The sequence below is a fragment of the Streptococcus sp. SP8 genome (genome assembly GCF_030440045.1).
Lineage (GTDB): Bacteria > Bacillota > Bacilli > Lactobacillales > Streptococcaceae > Streptococcus > Streptococcus parasanguinis_I.
This window is the reverse complement of record NZ_JAQFJL010000003.1, coordinates 24,479-44,892: the sequence shown is the minus strand read 5'-3', so window position 1 is coordinate 44,892 and position 20,414 is coordinate 24,479. Positions and strand designations below refer to the sequence as shown.

21 protein-coding genes are annotated in these 20,414 nt (G+C 43.4%); 4 read left to right on the top strand and 17 right to left on the bottom strand.

Going from position 1 to position 20,414, the window contains the following annotated elements:
* Positions 1–13: 13 nt before the first annotated feature.
* The 5 genes from PCY11_RS04595 to ruvB form a co-directional block, all read right to left on the bottom strand.
* Positions 14–1,816: an acyltransferase family protein gene (locus PCY11_RS04595; RefSeq protein ID WP_023920066.1), complete on the bottom strand. Its 1,803-nt coding sequence runs from the start codon at positions 1,814–1,816 to the stop codon at positions 14–16.
* Positions 1,806–2,210, bottom strand: coding sequence for a hypothetical protein (locus PCY11_RS04590; RefSeq protein WP_070660610.1), 405 nt, complete (start codon positions 2,208–2,210; stop codon positions 1,806–1,808). The genes PCY11_RS04595 and PCY11_RS04590 overlap by 11 nt, the downstream gene beginning before the upstream one ends.
* A 28-nt stretch (positions 2,211–2,238) precedes the next feature.
* The gene (locus PCY11_RS04585; protein ID WP_070845590.1) at positions 2,239–2,664 is read right to left on the bottom strand and encodes a low molecular weight protein-tyrosine-phosphatase; all 426 of its coding nucleotides are present in this window, start codon (positions 2,662–2,664) and stop codon (positions 2,239–2,241) included.
* A 173-nt stretch (positions 2,665–2,837) separates the two neighbouring features.
* Positions 2,838–3,404 (bottom strand): nucleotidyltransferase family protein, encoded by a 567-nt coding sequence (locus PCY11_RS04580; protein WP_070845592.1) that lies wholly within the window; start codon positions 3,402–3,404, stop codon positions 2,838–2,840.
* A 6-nt stretch (positions 3,405–3,410) separates the two neighbouring features.
* A complete protein-coding gene (gene ruvB / locus PCY11_RS04575) occupies positions 3,411–4,409 on the bottom strand; it encodes a Holliday junction branch migration DNA helicase RuvB (protein WP_021154208.1) in 999 nt (332 codons plus the stop codon).
* Between the two features lie 230 nt (positions 4,410–4,639).
* On the opposite strand from ruvB, the gene PCY11_RS04570 reads away from it, so the two are divergent.
* The 3 genes from PCY11_RS04570 (at position 4,640) to PCY11_RS04560 (ending at position 7,805) form a co-directional block, all read left to right on the top strand.
* Positions 4,640–5,362 carry a hypothetical protein gene (locus PCY11_RS04570; protein WP_256318009.1) on the top strand — a complete coding sequence of 241 codons (723 nt, stop codon included), beginning with the start codon at positions 4,640–4,642 and terminating at the stop codon, positions 5,360–5,362.
* A gap of 15 nt (positions 5,363–5,377) precedes the next feature.
* On the top strand, positions 5,378–6,106 hold the full coding sequence (locus PCY11_RS04565) for a hypothetical protein (RefSeq protein WP_070845597.1): 729 nt from the start codon (positions 5,378–5,380) through the stop codon (positions 6,104–6,106).
* A gap of 391 nt (positions 6,107–6,497) precedes the next feature.
* The gene (locus PCY11_RS04560; RefSeq protein WP_045760101.1) at positions 6,498–7,805 is read left to right on the top strand and encodes a hypothetical protein; all 1,308 of its coding nucleotides are present in this window, start codon (positions 6,498–6,500) and stop codon (positions 7,803–7,805) included.
* A gap of 441 nt (positions 7,806–8,246) precedes the next feature.
* Here PCY11_RS04560 and PCY11_RS04555 read toward each other — a convergent pair whose 3' ends face one another.
* The 7 genes from PCY11_RS04555 to PCY11_RS04525 all read right to left on the bottom strand — a co-directional run bounded on the left by PCY11_RS04555 (position 8,247) and on the right by PCY11_RS04525 (position 15,044).
* Positions 8,247–9,287 carry an aldose epimerase family protein gene (locus tag PCY11_RS04555; protein WP_070845599.1) on the bottom strand — a complete coding sequence of 347 codons (1,041 nt, stop codon included), beginning with the start codon at positions 9,285–9,287 and terminating at the stop codon, positions 8,247–8,249.
* Between the two features lie 81 nt (positions 9,288–9,368).
* On the bottom strand, positions 9,369–10,538 hold the full coding sequence (locus tag PCY11_RS04550; RefSeq protein WP_049475228.1) for an SIS domain-containing protein: 1,170 nt from the start codon (positions 10,536–10,538) through the stop codon (positions 9,369–9,371).
* 83 nt (positions 10,539–10,621) lie between these two features.
* Positions 10,622–11,026 (bottom strand): PTS sugar transporter subunit IIA, encoded by a 405-nt coding sequence (locus PCY11_RS04545; RefSeq protein ID WP_003002366.1) that lies wholly within the window; start codon positions 11,024–11,026, stop codon positions 10,622–10,624.
* Positions 11,027–11,037: 11 nt separating this feature from the next.
* Entirely contained in the window at positions 11,038–11,856 is an 819-nt protein-coding gene (locus PCY11_RS04540) for a PTS system mannose/fructose/sorbose family transporter subunit IID (protein WP_023920055.1), read from the bottom strand.
* On the bottom strand, positions 11,843–12,757 hold the full coding sequence (locus tag PCY11_RS04535; protein ID WP_023920053.1) for a PTS mannose/fructose/sorbose/N-acetylgalactosamine transporter subunit IIC: 915 nt from the start codon (positions 12,755–12,757) through the stop codon (positions 11,843–11,845). Before PCY11_RS04535 ends, PCY11_RS04540 begins: the two co-directional genes overlap by 14 nt.
* A 26-nt stretch (positions 12,758–12,783) precedes the next feature.
* Positions 12,784–13,260: a PTS system mannose/fructose/N-acetylgalactosamine-transporter subunit IIB gene (locus tag PCY11_RS04530; RefSeq protein WP_003009322.1), complete on the bottom strand. Its 477-nt coding sequence runs from the start codon at positions 13,258–13,260 to the stop codon at positions 12,784–12,786.
* Positions 13,257–15,044: a beta-galactosidase family protein gene (locus PCY11_RS04525; protein ID WP_301362536.1), complete on the bottom strand. Its 1,788-nt coding sequence runs from the start codon at positions 15,042–15,044 to the stop codon at positions 13,257–13,259. Before PCY11_RS04525 ends, PCY11_RS04530 begins: the two co-directional genes overlap by 4 nt.
* 132 nt (positions 15,045–15,176) lie before the next feature.
* On the opposite strand from PCY11_RS04525, the gene PCY11_RS04520 reads away from it, so the two are divergent.
* The gene (locus PCY11_RS04520; protein WP_049472675.1) at positions 15,177–15,893 is read left to right on the top strand and encodes a GntR family transcriptional regulator; all 717 of its coding nucleotides are present in this window, start codon (positions 15,177–15,179) and stop codon (positions 15,891–15,893) included.
* Positions 15,894–16,232: 339 nt separating this feature from the next.
* Here the strand turns inward: PCY11_RS04520 and purB are convergent, their stop codons facing one another.
* The 5 genes from purB to purE are packed head-to-tail and all read right to left on the bottom strand — an operon-like array spanning position 16,233 to position 20,340.
* A complete protein-coding gene (gene purB, locus PCY11_RS04515) occupies positions 16,233–17,531 on the bottom strand; it encodes an adenylosuccinate lyase (protein ID WP_070845603.1) in 1,299 nt (432 codons plus the stop codon).
* Positions 17,532–17,586: 55 nt separating this feature from the next.
* Entirely contained in the window at positions 17,587–17,814 is a 228-nt protein-coding gene (locus tag PCY11_RS04510) for a phosphoribosylaminoimidazole carboxylase (protein WP_070845605.1), read from the bottom strand.
* A gap of 8 nt (positions 17,815–17,822) precedes the next feature.
* Positions 17,823–18,773, bottom strand: a complete 951-nt coding sequence (locus tag PCY11_RS04505) for a ketopantoate reductase family protein (protein ID WP_070845608.1) — start codon at positions 18,771–18,773, stop codon at positions 17,823–17,825.
* Positions 18,774–19,865: a 5-(carboxyamino)imidazole ribonucleotide synthase gene (gene purK / locus PCY11_RS04500; protein ID WP_070845610.1), complete on the bottom strand. Its 1,092-nt coding sequence runs from the start codon at positions 19,863–19,865 to the stop codon at positions 18,774–18,776.
* Positions 19,852–20,340, bottom strand: coding sequence for a 5-(carboxyamino)imidazole ribonucleotide mutase (purE, locus tag PCY11_RS04495; RefSeq protein ID WP_003015335.1), 489 nt, complete (start codon positions 20,338–20,340; stop codon positions 19,852–19,854). The genes purK and purE overlap by 14 nt, the downstream gene beginning before the upstream one ends.
* Positions 20,341–20,414 lie beyond the last annotated feature (74 nt).

The following is a 20,414-nucleotide window of genomic DNA, read 5'->3' as shown; positions in this document are numbered from 1 at the left end:
CAGAGAAGTATTTTTACTTCTTGACTGGTCCTTTTTCAGCCTTATCTAGGGCTTCTTTAACTGTTTGAGCATAGAGTTCCCCGCCATTGGTTTCCATATTGAAGTGAACAGAGTCTGTTCCCACCCAAATGTTTGGATTTTCAATTGCTACTTGATACCAGTCCGCAATGGTGATAAAGTCGTATTTCTTGGCTAGTTCCAATTCATAAAGACGCGTTTGAACCGATTCACTGGACTGATCGTTGGCATATCGACCATCATATGGTGTCACAAGGATCAGGCGACGGCCTTTTGGAAGTTTTTCAACATACTGGTCCAGCAATTCTTTGTAGTTGCTTACAGTATTGGTTCCTAGGGCAATGACCACATTTTTTAGGAGAACTTTATTGGAAATATCGGTCTCAAAGACCTTCATTCCATTTTCCAACTGACGGCTTACCACCGCATCGATCTGGATGCCAGGGATCGCTTTAGTCAGGTAGTCTTGTGCTCTCAAGTTAACCGAATCACCGATCATGGTCACACCATTTGAGACGTTATAGTCTGTTGCCGTCGCATTGTCCACCTGCGTCCGTGTGACCTGCATTTTGCTGTCTGCTTGATTGAGCCCACTCACTACCAAACTCTCATCAAAAGCTCCGACTGTTGGTGCAAAGGCAGAGATCCCGATCATCAAGAGAGCTAATGGAATCATGAGGTAAAAGATTGGCTTGGTCAAAAAGCTGAGATCCATCTTCATACCAAAGACACGAGGCTCCTTGCCTGCAATGGTTGGCTCCAAAATATAGAAGGACAGAGCCGTTAGAATCAAGGAAACGATCGTCGTCACAAGGGCTGCCATCATATTTCCCAAATGTTGAGAGAAGATGATAAAGAAAGGCCAGTGGAAAAGGTAAACGCCATAACTGGTATCTGCCAAGAAATTGAGGATGGCTGGTTCTTTTTTATCTGGCGTCTTTTCATGGAGAATGCGGGCCGACAGAATCATGGCACAAGCTGCGATTGTCGCTGCTAAAAAGCCAAATAGATAGGTCCACAAGCTATCAAATGGTAAGAAAAGACTGAGCACAAACAAGAAGGCAAAGCTTCCACCCAAGACCGATAAGGTCTTTTTCATGCTCCAAGACTGCACCAATTTTGTAAAGTTCGGGCTGACATTGGCAATCCCTGTCACCGTTGCTAGGCATGATCCCGCAAAGAAGGGGAAGATGTGAGTGAAGCTAGAAAAATAGATAGTAGAGAAATTAGCTGTCAGAAAGGCGCGGATGAACATGGACAAGAAGGTGAAGAGAAAGAGCCCGCTGGATGCTAAGAAGAGCATACCTCGGTACTTTCCAACCGTCTTAGCCCGCTTAGCCAAGAACCATGCCAAAAGTGCCCAGAGCACATAGTAATGCACTTCTAGAGCCAAACTCCAGGTATGAAGGAAGAGATGCGGAATGAAGTTACTTTCGTAACTACCACCCGTTGCCATCTCAAAGAAATTGGTCACAAAACCAAAGACCGCCGCAATCTGAGTCCCAATACCAGCCACGTAGTCCCGTTGGACCATAAAGGTAAAGGGCATCACGACCAAGACCATAAAGACAAGGGGTGGTACGATCCGGTAAAAGCGCCGTTTCAAGAATGCCAAATAGTCGATTCCTTGCTTGCGCGCAAATTCATCGATCAAGAGCGCTGTAATCAAAAATCCTGAGAAGGTGAAGAAAATATCTACCCCAATGAAGCCTCCAGGAAAGGCTTTTTGGAAGAAATGGTAAAGCAATACCAATAAGAGTCCTGTAACACGGACGAGTGAAAACCATTTAATGCGCATTTTGATAAATCCCCTGCTTGAATGTTCCTTTGTATACGACGTTGGCTTCTGTGGTTAAGGTGCCTTTGCCCTCCGGCTGGCCGTTAACAAACTGCCCTTCATAGGTCCAACCATCCTTGGACTTAAACTTACCATAGCCGCTAAAAGAGCCGTTGACGAGGTTACCTGTATAGGTATCCCCATTTTTAAAGGTGACGGTTCCCTTGCCATTCATCTTGCCACGGACCAAACTTCCGTCGTAACGGATCGCCCCCTTATCCAAGGTCAAGACACCCTGACCTGGAATGGCTGAAAAGAAAACCAACAAAGCAGATAGAATAATCACGACTAATGCTGCTATTTCTAAATTTTTTCGCGTCAGATAGACCTTATAAGTCTCATAAAATTCTTTCATATTCTGTATTCTCTCACATATCAAACTCTTAGGAAGTTGCTAACTGATCTAACCAAGCCTTACAGCCAGTCAGGACTCTGGAATAGGTCTCCTCAAAATCACCGGTATACCACGGATCTGGCACACTTTCAGCAGCAAAAAGATGAATCTTGTGCTCTGTCCCTGCAGGAGCTATTCGCTTCAGATCTGCTACATTGTTTTCGTCCATCCCTAGGATCAAATCAAAGTTGTAAAAATCCTCTTCCTTGATCTGTAAGGAAGTCTTAGCTGGATCATACGGGACCTGGTGTTGTTGAAAGATTTTCTGGGTTCCCCGATGGATGGGATTGCCATGTTCCCAGCTAGAGGTTGCCCGACTTTCAATCTCATACTGATCCGTCAAGTCCTTCATGACAAACTCCGCCATGGGGCTCCGACAAATATTTCCTAAGCAGACAAAGACGATTTTTTTCATGATTCCACCTAACTCCTTGTTCGGACTGCCCAACCTAGCTGAGCTCTTGGCTTTCCACTATGGAAAACCAGCATACTATTACTATTATAACAAAAATGTGACAGAAAGATGACAAAGGGACTCCATCATTTTAAAAAAAAATCAGATTCCTTTTTCAAATCTGATCTGTTTCTCTATTTTGGAAAACGAACCTCTAATGGAGGCCATTTACTCTGCCAATTTTTCTTTTTCATCCGCTCTGTATAAACCGCTAAACGCTCGGGGCTGGCTAAAAAATGCGGAGTCGGCTGAACGATGAAGTCTTCGATATCCCTTGTCCCATAAGGGAGAAAGAGCTCTAGCTGACCGTCTTTCCTTAAGCGAACCGCAAGAGCCGTACACTGCTCGGGGTATTTGGAAACCGCATCACAGGCACTGCGATAAGGAGCCGTCCCCGGACTATGCTGGTGCATATAGACTTGATTTTTCACTTCCCAAGCGAACTGGGGATAGGTCTTCTTTAAGTCCTGCTCGATCTGCAGAGTCTCCTCATAGCTGATCTCAGGGTCATAAAAGACCAGATCCATATCGGTTGTCGCGTCAAACCCTGGTTTTCCAGAGAGCTGGTTCCAGATGAAATTGCGCACCGCGCCCGCCGCTAACCAGGCATCTGCCAAGTTGAGATCTCGAATAATAGCCAAGACAGTCATCATCTCCGGATCCGCTTGGATTTGTTCTACTATCGCTTTTTCCGTCAGCATCTTCTTCTAGTCTCCATTGTAGGGGTAACCCAAGTGTTCATAAGCCTTGCGGGTCGCCACGCGCCCTGTCCGGGTCCGCATGATAAAGCCTTTTTGAATCAAGTAAGGCTCATACATATCTTCTACAGTCTCGCGTTCTTCAGCAATATTGACTGATAGAGTCCCAAGCCCGACCGGGCCACCGCCGTACATTTCAATCATGGTACGCAGGATCTTTTGATCGACATAGTCCAGCCCTTCATGGTCCACATCCAGCATAGAGAGGGCCTTGTCGGTAATGGTATCGTCAATCAAGCCATCGCCCATGATCTGGGCAAAATCGCGCACCCGTTTGAGCAACCGATTGGCAATCCGAGGAGTCCCCCGACTACGAAGAGAAAGCTCTTCGGCAGCTTCGTGGGTAATCTCCATCTCAAAGATTTCGGCGGTCCGCTCGACAATCTCTGTCAGATCATCTTGCTCATAGTATTCCATGTGCCCCGTAATTCCAAAACGAGCGCGCAAGGGATTGGACAGCATACCAGCTCGAGTCGTGGCCCCAATCAAAGTGAAAGGAGGAAGGTCCAGATGGACACTCCGGCTGCTCTCCCCAGCGCCAATCATAATGTCGATGTAAAAATCTTCCATGGCGCTGTAAAGCACTTCTTCGACTGACATAGGAAGACGGTGGATCTCATCGATAAAGAGGACATCCCCCGGTTCTAGATCATTGAGGATAGCTACCAAGTCACCGGCCTTTTCAATGACAGGACCAGAAGTCTGCTTGAGATTGACGCCCAGTTCATTAGCGATGACAAAGGCCATGGTGGTTTTCCCAAGCCCCGGAGGGCCAAAAAGAAGGACATGATCCAGCGCCTCATCCCGAAGCTTAGCCGCCTCAATAAAGATTTTCAGCTGGTCCTTGACCTTATCTTGACCGATATATTCATGTAAATATTGCGGGCGCAACGTCCGTTCAACGGCCTCTTCATCGCCCATGATTTCATTGTCTAAAATTCTACTCATACAGTCTATTATAGCAAAAAATGATACCTTCGGTACCATAAATAGAATATGTTTTTTAAAGATCCTGGTTCTCACTAGCGTTCGTTAGAATAAGTTGAATGGTTGCCCTCATCGCCAACCTTTCTTTTTATTATACAGTCCCTTCTTCTTCATCTATCGCTCACCATTTCACTTTATAATTATTTCCTTTAATGATAAAATTAAAGCAACAACGTTTAGGAGGTAAATTTATGTTTACTAAAACAAAGAAGATCCTTTTCGGTTTCTTGGCATTCTTTGCAGTGCTCCTTATTGCAGGATGTCAGTCTTCTCCATCGCAGTCTTCTAAAACAAATAAGTCTTCTCAAACAGATAAATCTCCTCAAACAATCAAAGCACCACAAGATCTTACAAAGGATCAACAAGGAACTTGGAAATGGACTGACCAACAAATGACCATTCAAAAAGTATTCCTAGCTTCTAATATCAAAAAACTTGCCGCTGTACTAATGCTTGATGACTTCGATAAGGTTAAGATGACGATGACCATTAAAGATAAAACCGTTGAATTGAAGTACCATTTTGATTACAGAAAACTGTATGAGGATCAAGCATTTGCAACAGGAGAGAACAAAGCGAATTATGAATCGTATTTAAAAAATAAAACTGCTGAATTTAAGAATTATATTCCAAATTTGAAACATACAAAGATTACTCTTGACGAACCTAATTATGCCTATGATTACTCTCTAACTGGAGAAATCGATACACAGAAACATACTATTACGTTCCCTGAAACACCTACATTTTTAAGTAGAATTGTTATGGGAACCACGTATAACTCACTTGTACCAATTACTTATACTTACACCGTTGAAGGTAACCAACTAACACTTTATGCTGAAGGTAAAGATGAACAAAGTCATTTTAGAGTAATACGTCTTCGTTTCAATTACGTAGGAGACAATCATTAGAAGGAGTGATCAATCATGAACAATATGAAAAAAAGTTCCCTATGGATGTTTTCCCTTCTTGCTCTTCTATTTGTATCAGGATGTGGGCAACAACAGAAACAACAGCAACAGAAACAACAAACAACCGCTGAGACTACAACAGTTGCAGAAACTACCACAGTAGCACCTACCCCAGTCTCACTCGAAGGAGACTGGAAAGCTGTAGATTTTAGAGATACAGTGGAACGTACTTTCTTACTTTATTATAATGATGCTAATAGTCGATTAAAGGTTACTGAAGCCTTCCAAGATATCGTTCCGACTCTAAAAATCACAGGAACAGATGTAACTTATTCTTATAGTGCTGATATGAATAAGTATATTGATTTTTATGCTGAACAGAATAAAGATGAATATCCTACAAAAGAAGAAGCTACTGCCATCCTTCTAGGCGTAAGAGAAAAAAAATTTGGAAGTTTTAAACATCAAACTGGAACGTTTGATAACGATACAAAAGTGTTAACTGCAACGTTAAAAGATGGAGTTTTAAACGAGAATGCAAAAACGATCGTATTCCCTGAAGTTCCAAACATCTTTGGAGTTCTACCTCTTTATATTAATTCTACAGACGTACCAATTACTTATCACTACGAATTGAATGGTGACATCCTTACAATTTACGCTGAAAAAACATTCGAAGAAACAGGAGCACATCTCGTTTATCCGATGAAATTCAAGAAAGTTTCAGATCCTAAAACTAATTAAATAACTCACTGAGAGTGAGACAGAAATCGGTAATTCGTTAGAATTCGATTTCGTCGTCCCACCTCCGCACAGTTGAGTAGGGCTGTAAAAGCTGATGAAATCAGCGTAGTAGAGCCCACTCAACCACTGCGTCTTGCTCGACAATCCAAAAATAATTGAGAGGCTAGGACTTTTGTCCCAGCCTCTTTTCTGTGCAAAAAAATAATTTAGGAAGCCTTGAGAATCTCATCTATTGGGGACTCTGCTACATACAATTTTCCCGTTTCTTATGTTGAATAATCGGTCAAGTTACAAAACAAAATTGCGATTTGTTTGAAAGCCCTTGCAAAACAATTGTGTTGAACGTATAATATAAGCGTAATACAATCATCTATTTTAAGGAGGTCTAACGATGATTAGACGTTATAAAAAATTATTTTTAGCATTCGTTGCTCTGTTCTCAGTCTTCCTACTAGCTTCTTGTTCTCAAAAACAAAGTGGCTCTAAAAATGCTGCTAAAACAGAAACAGCAAAAGTCGAAACGATTGATGGCGAATGGGAATTAGTCGATACTCTCGATGCTTTAACGGAATCCATCGGAGCCTATACCCTCCATGGAATCCACTTTGCACACTTGCTTGAATCTGTTAAAGACTTCAAAATGGACATGAAGATTGAAAACAACACGGCAACCATTAAATACGACTATAACATTGATAACTTTATTAAAGCTTTCTCCACTGTCACAACAGAAGCTAGAGGCAAGACTGAAGAAGAATTCAAAAAAATCATGTATGACTCTCATGAAGGATTTGCAAGCGACTTTAAGAAATACAAAGTCAGCATGAATAAAGATACTGGCGTGTTTAGCTACGAAGCAACGGGTTCTATTGATCAAGGTGCCAAAACAATGACCTTTGATGAAGGACTTTCCGTAGCAAACTCATTCTTCTTCTCATTCGGTGAAAATCGCGTTTCGCCAAACACATATCACTACAAATTAAAAGACGACATGCTTTATGTCACGATTGACGGAAAAGCGAAGAAAAATAATCTTCCAGTTCACTATGAACTACACTTCAAACGTAAAGGAAGCACTACTCAAAAAGACCCCGTTCCAATTGAAGGAAAATGGCAAGCCATCGACTTCCGACCAGCTCTTGAACGTAGCTTAGCCTTTAAAGATTTTGACAATGATGATTCGGCTATCAAGCTGATCTATCCTGAGGCATGGAAAGATTTAAAACCAACGTTGAACATTACAGATACATCTGTTGAATTCGACTATACTGTATCTCTAGCAGATGGTTTTGGAAGGTTCTACGATTACTTAAAACAAAAAGATGCATCTAAAGTGACTCAAACGAAAGACGAATATATTAAAGATCAATTTACCAAATTATCAGTCAATCTACAGGATGGCGCTAAGGACTTGCCCAATACAACTTATGAATTTGATAAAGGTAATGCTAAAATTCATTCTGTCTTGAAGAACGGTAAATTAGATACAGCAAACCAAACGATTATCTTCCCAGAAGCTATCAATATTGTGCAACTTGCAACCATGTCCATTGGACCTGTCGCTAAAGAAACTACGTATAAATACTCTATTGATGGAGATATTTTAACGTTGACGATTGAGCAACGCGATGGACGGAATAATCTAAATACGATTATTTCAGCAAAATTCAAAAAAGTGTCTGATGCAACGGGCAAGTAGTCATTCCACTGCTCCTTGAGATTTTCTCAAGGAGCTTTTTTCTGTGCAAAAAAATAAAGAGCTTACGCTCTATTAAAATACTTCGGTACCTTTGGTTCGGTTGAACTCTCTGAGTTCACCTCATTAATTTTTTAAAGATCGTAGTTCTCACTTGCGTTCGAACTGCGTCAATGTACCTAAGCTCGTCTACGTCCCTATTGGACTTGACTCACTAAGGTACATAGAAAAAAGCCACCGGTTTTGGTGGCTCTTATAGGGAGATTATTATGAAAAAGTTTTAGGAGTTTTATCATTCAAAGTTAGGAGGTCTTTGATGATGGTATTAGTATACGATAGGAAGCTTAAACTTTCCTTATAGTTTTTCTAAAAAATTTTTTTCGAGAAAAAGAGGAGGTCCCAAGCAAGAATTTCACATCCTTGTTTGGGTCACCCTTTTCCTCCTTATTTCTTAGCGATGGCATGGTAGCTAGTCTTGCTGGTGAAGACTTGACCTGCTCTCAAGATGACCTTTTCAGCTTGGTCACTGTGAATGGCATCTGGCACTGTTTGGAATTCTAGAGCCAAGCCATTGTGCTGAACCATTGGTTGGCCTTGCAGATGAACAGTTTCGTCTACGAAATTGGCTGAATATACCACCAAGGCTGGGGCTTCTGACTTAAAGGTCAAAAAACGTCCAGATGGCTGATGGTAAAGAAAGCCGGCATTTTCATGCCCTTCTGGAAGAGCAAATGGATGGTCTAATCCTTCTACCAGACGAATTTGCGGATCAGAGTCCTTAAAAAGATCCTCCAAGAGCATAGCTTGGTAGAGATGCTGAACAACCGGACTTTCTCTATCCACGGTCTGAAGAGGGACACCGTCGGGATGGATAGGGTAAAGCCCTTGATGGTTGATCTGAAAGACATGGTCATTGATCGGTTGGGTGAAGTCCCCAGATAGGTTGAAATAGCTGTGGTTGGTCGGGTTAACTAGAGTATCTTGATCCGTTTCTACCCGATAAGCAATCTCGAGTTCACCATCTTCCGTCAAACCATAGGTTACCCAGATCTTGAGACTTCCAGGGAAACCACCGGTTCCATCCGCCCGTTCTGTATAGAGAGTGATTTCCTGATCCGTTACCGACTCCACGCTAAACAAAGCGCTATCCCAACCCGTCGGTCCACTGTGGTTGCAGTTGGTACCATTATTAGCTTCCAAGTGATAGGTTTGACCATTGAGTTCAAAGCTAGCTCCTGCAATCCGGCCAGCTACCGGGCCAATACTAGCCCCATATTTAGGGCTATTGCCCACATAGTCCTCAAAGCGATCAAAGCCTAGAATAATATTCGTAAACTGGTCTTCTTTATCAGGCGTCACATATTCTAAGATCGTCGCCCCATAGGTCATGACAGATAATTGGTAACCCTTGTCATTTTCGAGGCGATAAGCCCGAACCTCTTGATTCTGCCATTCCCCAAACACGCTTTCTTGATACTGTTTCACAAACCTTCTCCTCTCACTGTTTTTCTCCATTGTATCAGTTTCACAAGAAGAAACACTCCACTTTTTATAGAAAATTAGTGGCTATTCTTTATGAAATGGATGAATGATCACCCCTTGAACAACCCGATTGACAGTACCAGTTGGTGATGGCGTGTCTGGGCGATTTTGCACCTTGAGCGAAGTCAAGAGAGAAATCAACTGACCGTAGATAATGTATGGGAAGGCACGGTAGATATCTAGGGAGTCTGCTGATGCTTTCACCAACACTTCTCGTACATGCTCGATCCCTGCAGCTTGATCGGTCAAGAGGACAACTTGACGGGCAATCCGATCCCCTGCAACTTCTCGAACCAAGTCCAGATCATACTGACGGGTATAAGGATCAATGGCTCCAAAGACCAAGACGAGGGTCTGATCATTGATGAGGGATTTTGGACCGTGACGGAATCCGACAGGACTCTCATACATGGTTGCGATTTTGCCTGCCGTTAATTCCAAAATCTTGAGCTGGGCTTCATGGGCTAGGCCAAAGAAAGGTCCTGCTCCCAGATAGATCACGCGCTCAAAGTCTAGATCGACCACTTCCTTGACCGCACGGTCCTTCTCCAAGATTTGCTCAGATAGATCAACCAGCTCTGCTACTCGTTTTTCCTTGATCTCTTCCTCACTTGGATCAAAAACCAAGAGAGCTGTCAAAAGCATAGAGGTAAAGCTAGAGGTCATCGCAAAGCCGGCATCATTGGTTTCTTTAGGTTGGAGAAGCAAGAGATTGCGCTCATCTCCGTGGGCTTGCTGGGCCAGTTTTCCTTCTTCGGCACAGGTAATGGTGATCTGATAGAGCTCATCAACCAAGTCTTGAGCCAACTGCACGGTGGCGACACTTTCTGGCGAATTGCCACTCCGGGCAAAAGATACTAAAACAGTCGGAACCTCTTTTTTCAAATAGGTTTGAGGATGAGCTACGATATCCGTCGTCGCAATGGATTGAAAATTCCAGTGGCGTTCATCGTGTACTTCCTGCAAATATGGAACCAAGGTATCTCCCACATAGGCTGAGGTCCCAGCCCCTGTCAAGATGACCTTGATATAGTCATGCTCTTGCCCAATTTTTTCTAAGAAAGCTTTTATTTCCGCTTTTCTTTCTTGATACAAGCGAGCTGTTTCTTTCCAAACCGTCGGTTGTTGGTAGATTTCACGTGTTGTGATCTCTGCTCCTAGCTCCTGCAAGTCTTCTTTTGTATAGTCTAACATAGAACCTGTTGTTCCTTTCTACAATCTAACGTTGATAAATGGGAAAGGAGCCTGAGATGATGCTCCCAGACTCCCATACCAACCTACTCATCTTCATCATCATCAAGGTTTGACAAGAGGTCATTGACCTTGACAATACTTTCTTTTGCACGTTCAGGGTAGTCCCCTTCATTACCAGTCAGGCTACTATTGATGAACTCGATGACCATCGGAAGATTCATCCCTGCGTATAAGTCAATCGCACGTCCTTCAAGGATCAAGCGGCTCACGGTGTTGCAAGGAGTTCCTCCCAAGAGATCGGCAAATACAATATAGTCTTCTAGACCTTGGACTGTTGCTTCAAATTTAGCAGTAAAGTCTTCTGGTCCTTCTTCTGGTAAGAGTGCAACCGTATGGATGGATTCTTGTGGTCCCATAATCATCTCTGTGCTAGCTTTAAGCTCTTCACAGAAGCGACCATGACTGACCAATACTAACTCTTTTGCCATACCTTACTCCATTATGCCATTCCAAAGAAGAAGTGGCCAAATGCTGAGAATGCGATTGCTGCAAGGATGATGAGCAAGATAGCTTTTGTAGAGTTCATACCCTTACGTCCAAGCAACCAGTAGATTACACCTGTGATGATTGCTGGTACCAAACGTGGGAAGATAAGGTTGAGCATATCTTGAATTTCAATCGCTTTGTCCCCAATGTGTGGAGTCCAAGAAACTTCAACACCAATCATGCTGGCAATCAAGGCACCAACCATGAAGATACCCAGAACGGCAGCTGCGTCGATCAAAGCTGTCAAGGTACTTTGCATGTTGTTGATGAGGTTAACCCCTTCTTTATAGGCAAATTCCAACTGTTTCCAACGGAAAATGTCATAAGCAACTGCCACAGCGATCCACAAGAAGATACCGGCTGGGTTTCCTGCAATAGCCAAAGTTGCTGCGATTGAACCCATAATAGCTGGTACCAATGATCCAAAGATTGAGTCCCCAAGAGGGGCAAATGGTCCCATAAGACCTGTCTTGATCCCGTTCACCGCATCTTTTGATTTTACACCATCTTTTTCTTCCAAAGCAAGGTCAAAACCAGTGATAATAGTGTGGAAGAATGGAGAAGTATTGAAGAATTGCGTATGCAATTTCATCATTTCTTTCAATTCAGGTGTGCCGTCTCCATACATTTTCCGCAATTGTGGAAGAAGCATGTAAAGGTAACCAGAAGCCTGCATCCGTTCGTAGTTCCAACCCAATTGGAAGGTGAAGAGGCTACGTTTGTTAATTTGTTTAAAATCTTCTTTTGTTAGTTTGTAATTAGAATTCGTCATCTTCAATTTCCCCGCTTTCTACATTGCTTGCTGGAGCAGCTACAACTGTACGTTGGCTGTTTTTGAAGTGTTGTACTGCAAGGAAGATACCGATGATGGCAATACCAATCATAGATACACTCTTGAAGTTGTTAACAAAAGTAATAGCTTGTTCTTTTGGAAGTTTAGCGAACACATCAGAACCAACAATGCTAGACACTGCAGCACCAAGGCTTTGAACATTGCTATAAAGCACTGTCAACATTGCTGTTAAGCCAAAGCCAAGTGCTAAATAGTGAAGGTTACGACGAACAGGAAGGTAACGAAGCAAGATCGCAAATCCAAGACCTGGAAGCATTTGACCTGCAAGTTTCAGACCGTTTGCCAACCATTGTACATTAGCAAGACCTGTAACAACAGTTTCTACGAAAGAACCACCAAAGGCAAGAGCCAAGAAGACTGGAAGGGCACGAGAAAGAGCCCAAGGAACAGCACCAAGAAGGTAGTTGCGTTCAATTCCTTTATAGTCGTAACGTTCGATCGCAGCATCTACACGGTGAGCGAAGTAAGTTGTAGTCATACGACCAAGAATATCAAAGTAGGTCAACAAAGTTGCTACCGGCACAGCGATTGTAGCAATAGCAATCTCTGGATCAATCCCTTTTGCTACTGAAAAGGCAGTTGCAAGAACGGCACCAGATGTTGCGTCAATACGAGAAGCTCCACCGAAAGTACCAACACCGAGCACTGTCAATTGGAGAGAAGCTCCGATAAATAGACCTGTCTTTAAATCTCCCATAACAAGTCCTGTAATGAAACCAGCAAAGACTGGTGAGCCTGCTGATGAAACAATCGTCAACTCATCACAGATTTGATAAGCTGAGTACAAAGTAAGTAGTAAAATTTGCCACCATTGTATCATGACAATTTCCTCCTAAAAATTTTCTTTTACTTTAATAACTTCATAAAGTCTTCTGCAGTGTCGTTTGGCACCATCTGAGACGTAATCTTTACACCTTTTTCGTGGATTTTGTTGAAGTCTTCCACATCCGCGTCCACCACATTGATCGAGCGGGTAATCGCACGTGTCTCATCAGATTGAGACATATTGCCGACATTCAGCGTTTCAAGCTGAACGCCTGCTTCGATCAAACGAAGGAAACGATCAGGTTTGCGAGCTACGATAAAGAGTCGTTGGCTATCATATTTTCCAGCCAAGATATTTTCCGCAGCCTTTGCGACTGGCAAGATACTGAGCTTAACACCAGGTGGTGTCGCTAGTTTCAAGCCACTTTTTTCAATATCATTTTGAGCGACTTCATCATCGATCACCATGATACGTGAAACATTTAGTTTGGTAGTCCAAAGATTGGCTACCTGCCCGTGGATCAAACGTCCATCGATACGGCATCCTACAATAGTCATAAGTTTTCCCCCTTTACTTCTTTGAATGTAGGTTGTTGAACAAGTTGAAGTGTCTCTTGGTAACGCCCTTCTGTCTCAAAGACGATCAGGCTATTGGCTCCTTCTTTGAGGAAGCCATGAGGCACATAAAGTGAAGTGGTCGGTCCGACTTCCCAGAAGCGACCAAGGTTATGGCCGTTGACAAAGACGACCCCTTTCCCAAATCCTGTCATATCCAGATAAGCGTCAAGGGTGTGGTCCAGCTGAAAATCATATCGGTAAAATGCTGGAGCACCTGCCTGCCATTCCTTTGAAAAATCGAGCTGACTGAGATCTTGTAAATCCAGTGGGTACTGCTTCCAATGAAGATGGAAATGCAAATCCACACAGACACCTGTGCGAATGCCCTTGTGCTGGCTATCAGCCAAGAGCTTGTGCCCGTAGTTGACACGACCCATATTTTCAAGCAAGATTTTTAAATTCGTAACCGCTTTCTTTTTTCCTTTGATAAAAAGATCTTCACCGATCTCTGTTTGGTATTGTGTTGCTACATGTTGATCATCCAGGTAAATTTGTACCCGATCCCGACCATCAATGATGCGCAATTTTTCTTCTTCCGCATCCAACTCAAGGTCTGTCTCATATAGGAGATAACCTGTGGTTTGCCCCAACTCCTCCATCTTTTCGGGATAAAGGCTGGTCTCAACCTGAGCCAAATTGTCCAGATTTCCAAAAAGACTAGTCTTGGCTACCAATTGCAAGGTTTGTTCTGGCAAACACTTTTTGATGAGTGGTTCTTGCTGTGGGTATTCCGGATAATAGGTCGCCATCATTTTTTGAATGGCATAATACTTCTCCGTCGGATTGCCCTGCTCATTGAGCAAAGCCCCATAGTCATAGGACGTCACCTGTGGCAAGTCTAGCGTTCCCCGAGCTGAGCAACCATTCATAAAGCCGAAATTGGTCCCGCCATGAAACATATAGAGATTGATGGAGCCGAGCTCCAAGACCTCATGGACAGCTTCTGCCAACTCCTCTGGGTCCCTTTGAATCACGGGTTCCTTCCAGCGGGTAAACCAGCCATCCCAGAATTCCATACACATCAAGGGCCATTTCTTGCCGTATTCGTCAAAGAATTCTTTCATCTGACCGAAGTTATAGGCTGCTTTGGAACCGAAGTTTCCCGTCACAAAGAGGTCTTCTTCTATCAAGGTTCCTGTTCTTAGCGTTGCTCGCCATGGTCCATCTGATGTAAAGAGAGGACAGGTCACGCCTTTTTCCTTCATCAAATCCCGAATGGCACGAAGATAATCCTTATCCTCTCCATAAGAGCCGTACTCATTTTCCACCTGCATCATGAGGATTGGACCACCCTGATCCACTTGGTAGGGTGTCAACAAGCCAAGCAAGCGATCATAATAACGATCCACCGCTTCGATAAAGGCTGGGTCTGATGAGCGGATTCGCAGGTCTTCTTCCAAGAGCCAGGCTGGTAATCCACCAAATTCCCACTCTGCACAGATAAAGGGCGACGGCCTTACAATCATGTAAAGTCCTAGGGACTGGGCTGTTTGAATGAAACGCTCTAGATCCAATCGACCACTAAAGTCAAACTGCCCTTTGCGGGGTTCATGCGCATTCCAAGGGACATAGGTCTCAACCGTGTTAAAACCTAAAGCCTTTAGATTATACAAGGAATGATACCAGTCTGCTGGGTCAATTCGGAAATAATGGATCGCTCCGGATAAAATCTTGAAGGGTTGATCTTTTAAATAGAAAGCATCGCGAATCTCAAAAACTCCCATAAACGCCCCCCTTTCTTATATGTAACCCTTTTCATTTATTAATATAATAAATTATTTAAAAAATGTCAACACTTTTATAAAAAATATGTTAAAATAGGGTTAAATAAGAGAAATCTAAAGAGAGGTAGCACTATGGCAATTCCAAAGTACCAACACATCAAAGATGAATTGAAGCAACAAATTATCTCAGGAAAATTTGAAAATGGAGATAAATTTTATACTGAAGCTGAACTCATTAAAATTTATGATGTTAGCTCTATCACCGTTGTCCGTGCTTTGAACGACCTCGCTGCTGATGGCTACATTGTCCGTCAGCAAGGAAAAGGAACCTTTGTTTCTCGTGCTCGAAAACACAAACTGGTTGAATTTTCAGATGTTGAAACCTTCCCAATCCAAAAGGCCAAAGTCAAAGTTCTCTCTATTAAACGTGGAAATACCTTAAGCATCCTAGACAAACTAGGCCTCAACCCAACGCAATTCTACTATAAGATCGAACGGACTCGCCAGACAGGGGATGATACCTATATCTTCCACCAAACCTATGTCCCTGAACAATACATCAATCCAAACTATCCAAATTTGGAATACTACAGCTCTATCTATGATCGCTTCAAAGAAGACTATCACATTCATATGAATGATGAGCACTTCGAAGAAGTCAACGAAATCGTCTTTCCTACACCAAGCAAGGTTGCCAAAGTATTAAAGATCGACGAAAATTTCCCAACGGTCAAACAAGTGAAGACGACCAAGCTAGAAGCGACTGGCCAAATCCTTGAATACACGGAAACCTATAAACGCGGTGACTACTACAAGATCAAGTTCATCTCCTGTGACCGCGATCACTAAGAACCAAAAAGACTGAGACATCTCGGTCTTTTTTATAGCTCCAGTATAGCATGTTGAAAACGATTTCTAAAGACCTCTTTAAAAATATATATAATTAGTGATAGTTTAGCTATAAAAAGTTTAAAAAAAAGAGTGGGACAGAAATCGGTAATTCGTTAGAATTCGATTTCGTCGTCCCACCTCCGCACAGTTGAGTAGGGCTGTAAAAGCTGATGAAATCAGCGTAGTAGAGCCCACTCAACCACTGCGTCTTGCTCGACAATCCAAAAATAATTGAGAGGCTAGGACTTTTGTCCCAGCCTCTTTCGTCTATTTTTCAAATTCCCTTTTTCGTTGCGATTAGTCACCCAAACCGATGCGTTCGAAGATTTCATCCACCCGTTTGGTGTAGTATGTTGGGTTGAAGATTTCGTCGATTTCTTCTTGAGTGAGACGTGAAGTTACTTCTGGATCTGCTTCAAGAAGTGGTTTGAAGTCTACTTGGTTATCCCATGATTGGGCTGTTTTTGGTTGCACCAAGTCATAAGCTTGCTCACGCGTCATACCTTTTTCAATCAAAGTCAACATGGCACGTTGGCTAAAGATCAAACCAAATGTAGAATTCATGTTGCGGATCATGTTTTCTGGGAAGACTGTCAAGTTCTTAACGATGTTTCCGAAACGGTTGAGCATGTAGTCAATCAAGATGGTTGTGTCTGGTGCGATGATCCGCTCAGCTGATGAGTGAGAGATATCACGCTCATGCCAGAGTGACACATTTTCGTAAGCTGTGACCATGTGACCACGGATGACACGCGCAAGACCTGTCATGTTTTCAGAACCGATTGGGTTACGTTTGTGCGGCATTGCTGAAGAACCTTTTTGACCTTTAGCAAAGAACTCTTCCACTTCCCGTTGTTCTGATTTTTGCAGACCACGGATTTCAGTCGCCATCCGCTCGATCGAAGTTGCGATGCTCGCAAGAACTGCAAAGTACTCAGCGTGAAGGTCACGAGGAAGGACCTGTGTAGAGATTTCTTGAGCACGGATACCCAATTTATCGCAGACGTATTTTTCAACGAATGGTGGGATGTTGGCAAAGTTACCAACCGCACCAGAAATCTTACCAGCTTCCACACCAGCAGCCGCATGCTCGAAACGCTCAATGTTGCGTTTCATTTCGCTGTACCAAGTGGCCAATTTAAGACCAAAAGTTGTCGGCTCAGCATGCACACCGTGGGTACGACCCATCATGATAGTGAACTTGTGCTCTTTCGCTTTGTCAGCGATGATGTTGAGGAAGTTTTCAAGGTCCTTGCGGATGATGTCGTTGGCTTGTTTGTAGAGGTAACCATAGGCCGTATCGACCACGTCAGTAGATGTCAAACCATAGTGAACCCACTTGCGCTCTTCACCAAGCGTTTCAGAAACCGCACGTGTGAAGGCCACCACATCGTGACGAGTCTCCTGCTCGATTTCCAAAATACGGTCGATGTCAAAGTCCGCTTTTTCACGAATCAAAGCCACATCTTCCTTAGGGATTTCTCCCAATTCAGCCCATGCTTCGTCAGCCAAGATTTCCACCTCAAGCCAAGCACGGTATTTATTTTCTTCAGTCCAAATGTTCGCCATTTCAGGGCGAGAGTAACGTTCGATCATTGTTTTATTTTCCTTTCTTTTGATGTATCACATCTGTTAGCAACCAACAGTCGCTTTATTCAAATTCTTCTTTCCCAATCCACACAGATGGATAGTGATCGAGTGTATTCAAATCCGTATCTAACGGTAGATCATAGATGGCTAAATAGTTTTCAGGGTATCGTACAACTAACTCTTCATACTTAGCTTTCACTTTTTCGTGATCGCTACTAGCATACAAGACTTCGACGACTGCTCCAGTCTTCTCTTTTTCGACAAATGCGTTGACAATGAGTTGAATCATAAAACCTCCTAAATCGAAATGCCCTTCATATTTGCTTCCAGAATAGGCATCTTGACACCTAACTCCTGACCAGTCTGATAAACACTTTGACAACAATAGAAGATGTCCTGTTTATCATTGTGTAAGGTCATGATTTTTCGAGTTAGCTCATTTTTCGCAAACATGACTTTCATGGCTTTGCCAGCTATCCAAGCTGGAATTTTGTAGGGTAAGAGTTCTGCCTTGTAAAGCTTCAAATTCACACCACGCGCTTCTACAACTTTCAAAGCTTCTCGAATAGCCTTGATGGCCAATGATAATTCCGATGAACTATTCATCAAGTTCAAAGCCAATTCTTCTGGATTTTCCAGATTTCCAGAACGCGCAGCTGTCGAAGTAACACCTGCGTTAATCGCCATGTGAATCCAAATCCACTCGACCATATCATGAGGCACTTCCCACTTCAAATCTGCAGAAGTCAGTAAAGCCGTCAGATCAGCATAGTTAGAAATGTGTGCTTTTTGCTCACCTTCTAGCATTAAATGGTCAAACAAGACACCATCCAAATGGTCCTCTTGCATGTGACCGCCCGCTGTCGGAAAGGCTAGAATATAGTCATAGTCTCCTGCCCACTCTTGGACCTCTTTTCGAGTATCCCAGAAATTACAAAAGAAAACGAGGGTACCTTTAATATTATTTTTTCGCAAGGTCTCCACAGCTTCTTTGACAAGCCCATGACGCACACTCAGAAAAATAAAATCGTATTCCGAATCAGCTTCCGCCACATGAACCTCATAGGTGTCGTGTTTATTTTCACCTTTGGAATGATAGCGACCATCTAGCAGATCAACCGACAACTCCTTCGGAGCAGTGCTTTTCTTACTATCTCTCAGTACGTGCTCTACTTGATGGCCTGCTTTTTGAAAGGCGTAGGCATAAGTGGTCCCGATGACTCCAAGTCCTAGAATCGCTATTTTCACTTAAAAATCAATCCCTTTCCCAAACTCCTCAACCTCATCTGGCACATCACTAAACAAAGTCACATGTCCCATTTTGCGGTTATGCTTTGCTTCTAGTTTACCATATAAGTGGAGGTGAGCGCTTGGATTTTCTGTCACATATGTTTCAGCAGCCTCGACGTGTTGGCCGAGAACATTGAGCATTACAGCTGGTGCATGAAGGTGAATTGCTGGGAGTGGTGTTCCGAGAACACCCAAGATGTGCGTGTCAAACTGGGAGAAGTCGCAAGCTTCAATTGAGTAGTGACCTGAATTGTGTGGGCGAGGCGCAATTTCGTTGACAATGATGTCATCAGCTGTCGCAAACATTTCTACACAAAGTGTACCAGAAAGGTTCAGTTGTTCTGCGATTCGCACTGCCATCGCTTTGGCTTTTTCAGCTAGACTTTCTGAAATGCGAGCAGGCACAATGGTTTTTGAAAGAATATTGTTGCGGTGGATATTTTCTTGAACTGGGAAGACTGTCACATCCTTGCCATTTCCAGACACGATGACTGAAATCTCAAGGTCAAAGTTGACAAACTCTTCTAAAACACAGTCTGCTGAATCGGCTAAAGCATAGGCTTCTTCCAAGTCCGCTTCTGAACGAATGACCTTCTGACCATGGCCATCATAACCACCGGTCGCTGTCTTGAGGACATAGTTTTTCGAGAAGTCGATATCTGCCAAGTCTTTGCTAGAAGTTACGACCTTGTAAGGGGCCACAGTGACTTGTGCTTTGTTGGAAAGAAAGTCCTTCTCAAAAATGCGATTTTGGGAGATGCGAAGCAGGTCGGTCCCTTGAGGAAGCTGACCATCTTTGATAACAGCATCCAAACCATCAGCATCCACATTTTCAAATTCATAAGTGAGAACATCACAGCGGTCTGCCAACTGACGAAGAGCATCTACGTCGTCGTAAGGGGCCACGATGATTTCCGCTACACGGGAGGCTGGGCAATCAGCTGCTGGATCCAAGGCGATAACCTTGTGTCCCATGTAGATAGCTGAGATCGCCATCATCTGACCGAGCTGGCCACCACCGATGATCCCAATGGTTTTAGTTGAGCTCATTTGTAGACTCCTCTGCGATTTTTCCCTGTTCTTCTGCGAAATCCGCCAAAGCTGTCGCAATAGCCTGGTCCTCTACTGAAAGAAGACGGAGGGCAAAGAGGGCAGCGTTGGTCGCACCTGCTTCACCAATGGCCATTGTTGCCACAGGCACGCCACCCGGCATCTGAACGATAGAATAGAGCGAATCCACACCGCTAAGGGCACGTGACTTGACGGGTACGCCAATAACTGGAAGGGTTGTTTTAGCTGCGACCATCCCTGGCAAGTGAGCAGCGCCACCCGCACCTGCGATGATGACCTTGATGCCACGGCTACGTGCTTCTTCGGCATGTTTGAACATGAGGTCCGGTGTACGGTGTGCGGAAACAACTTTCTTTTCGTAAGCAACGCCGAAGTTGTCTAGGACTTCAGCGGCTTTTTGCATGGTTGCCCAGTCGGATTTTGAGCCCATGATAATGGAAATTACTGGTTTCATTTATTCTCCTTTTTTGATAATCGTCTATTGTAGTGCGGACGTAAGCGACCGCCTGTGGCGTTCCATTACTAAAA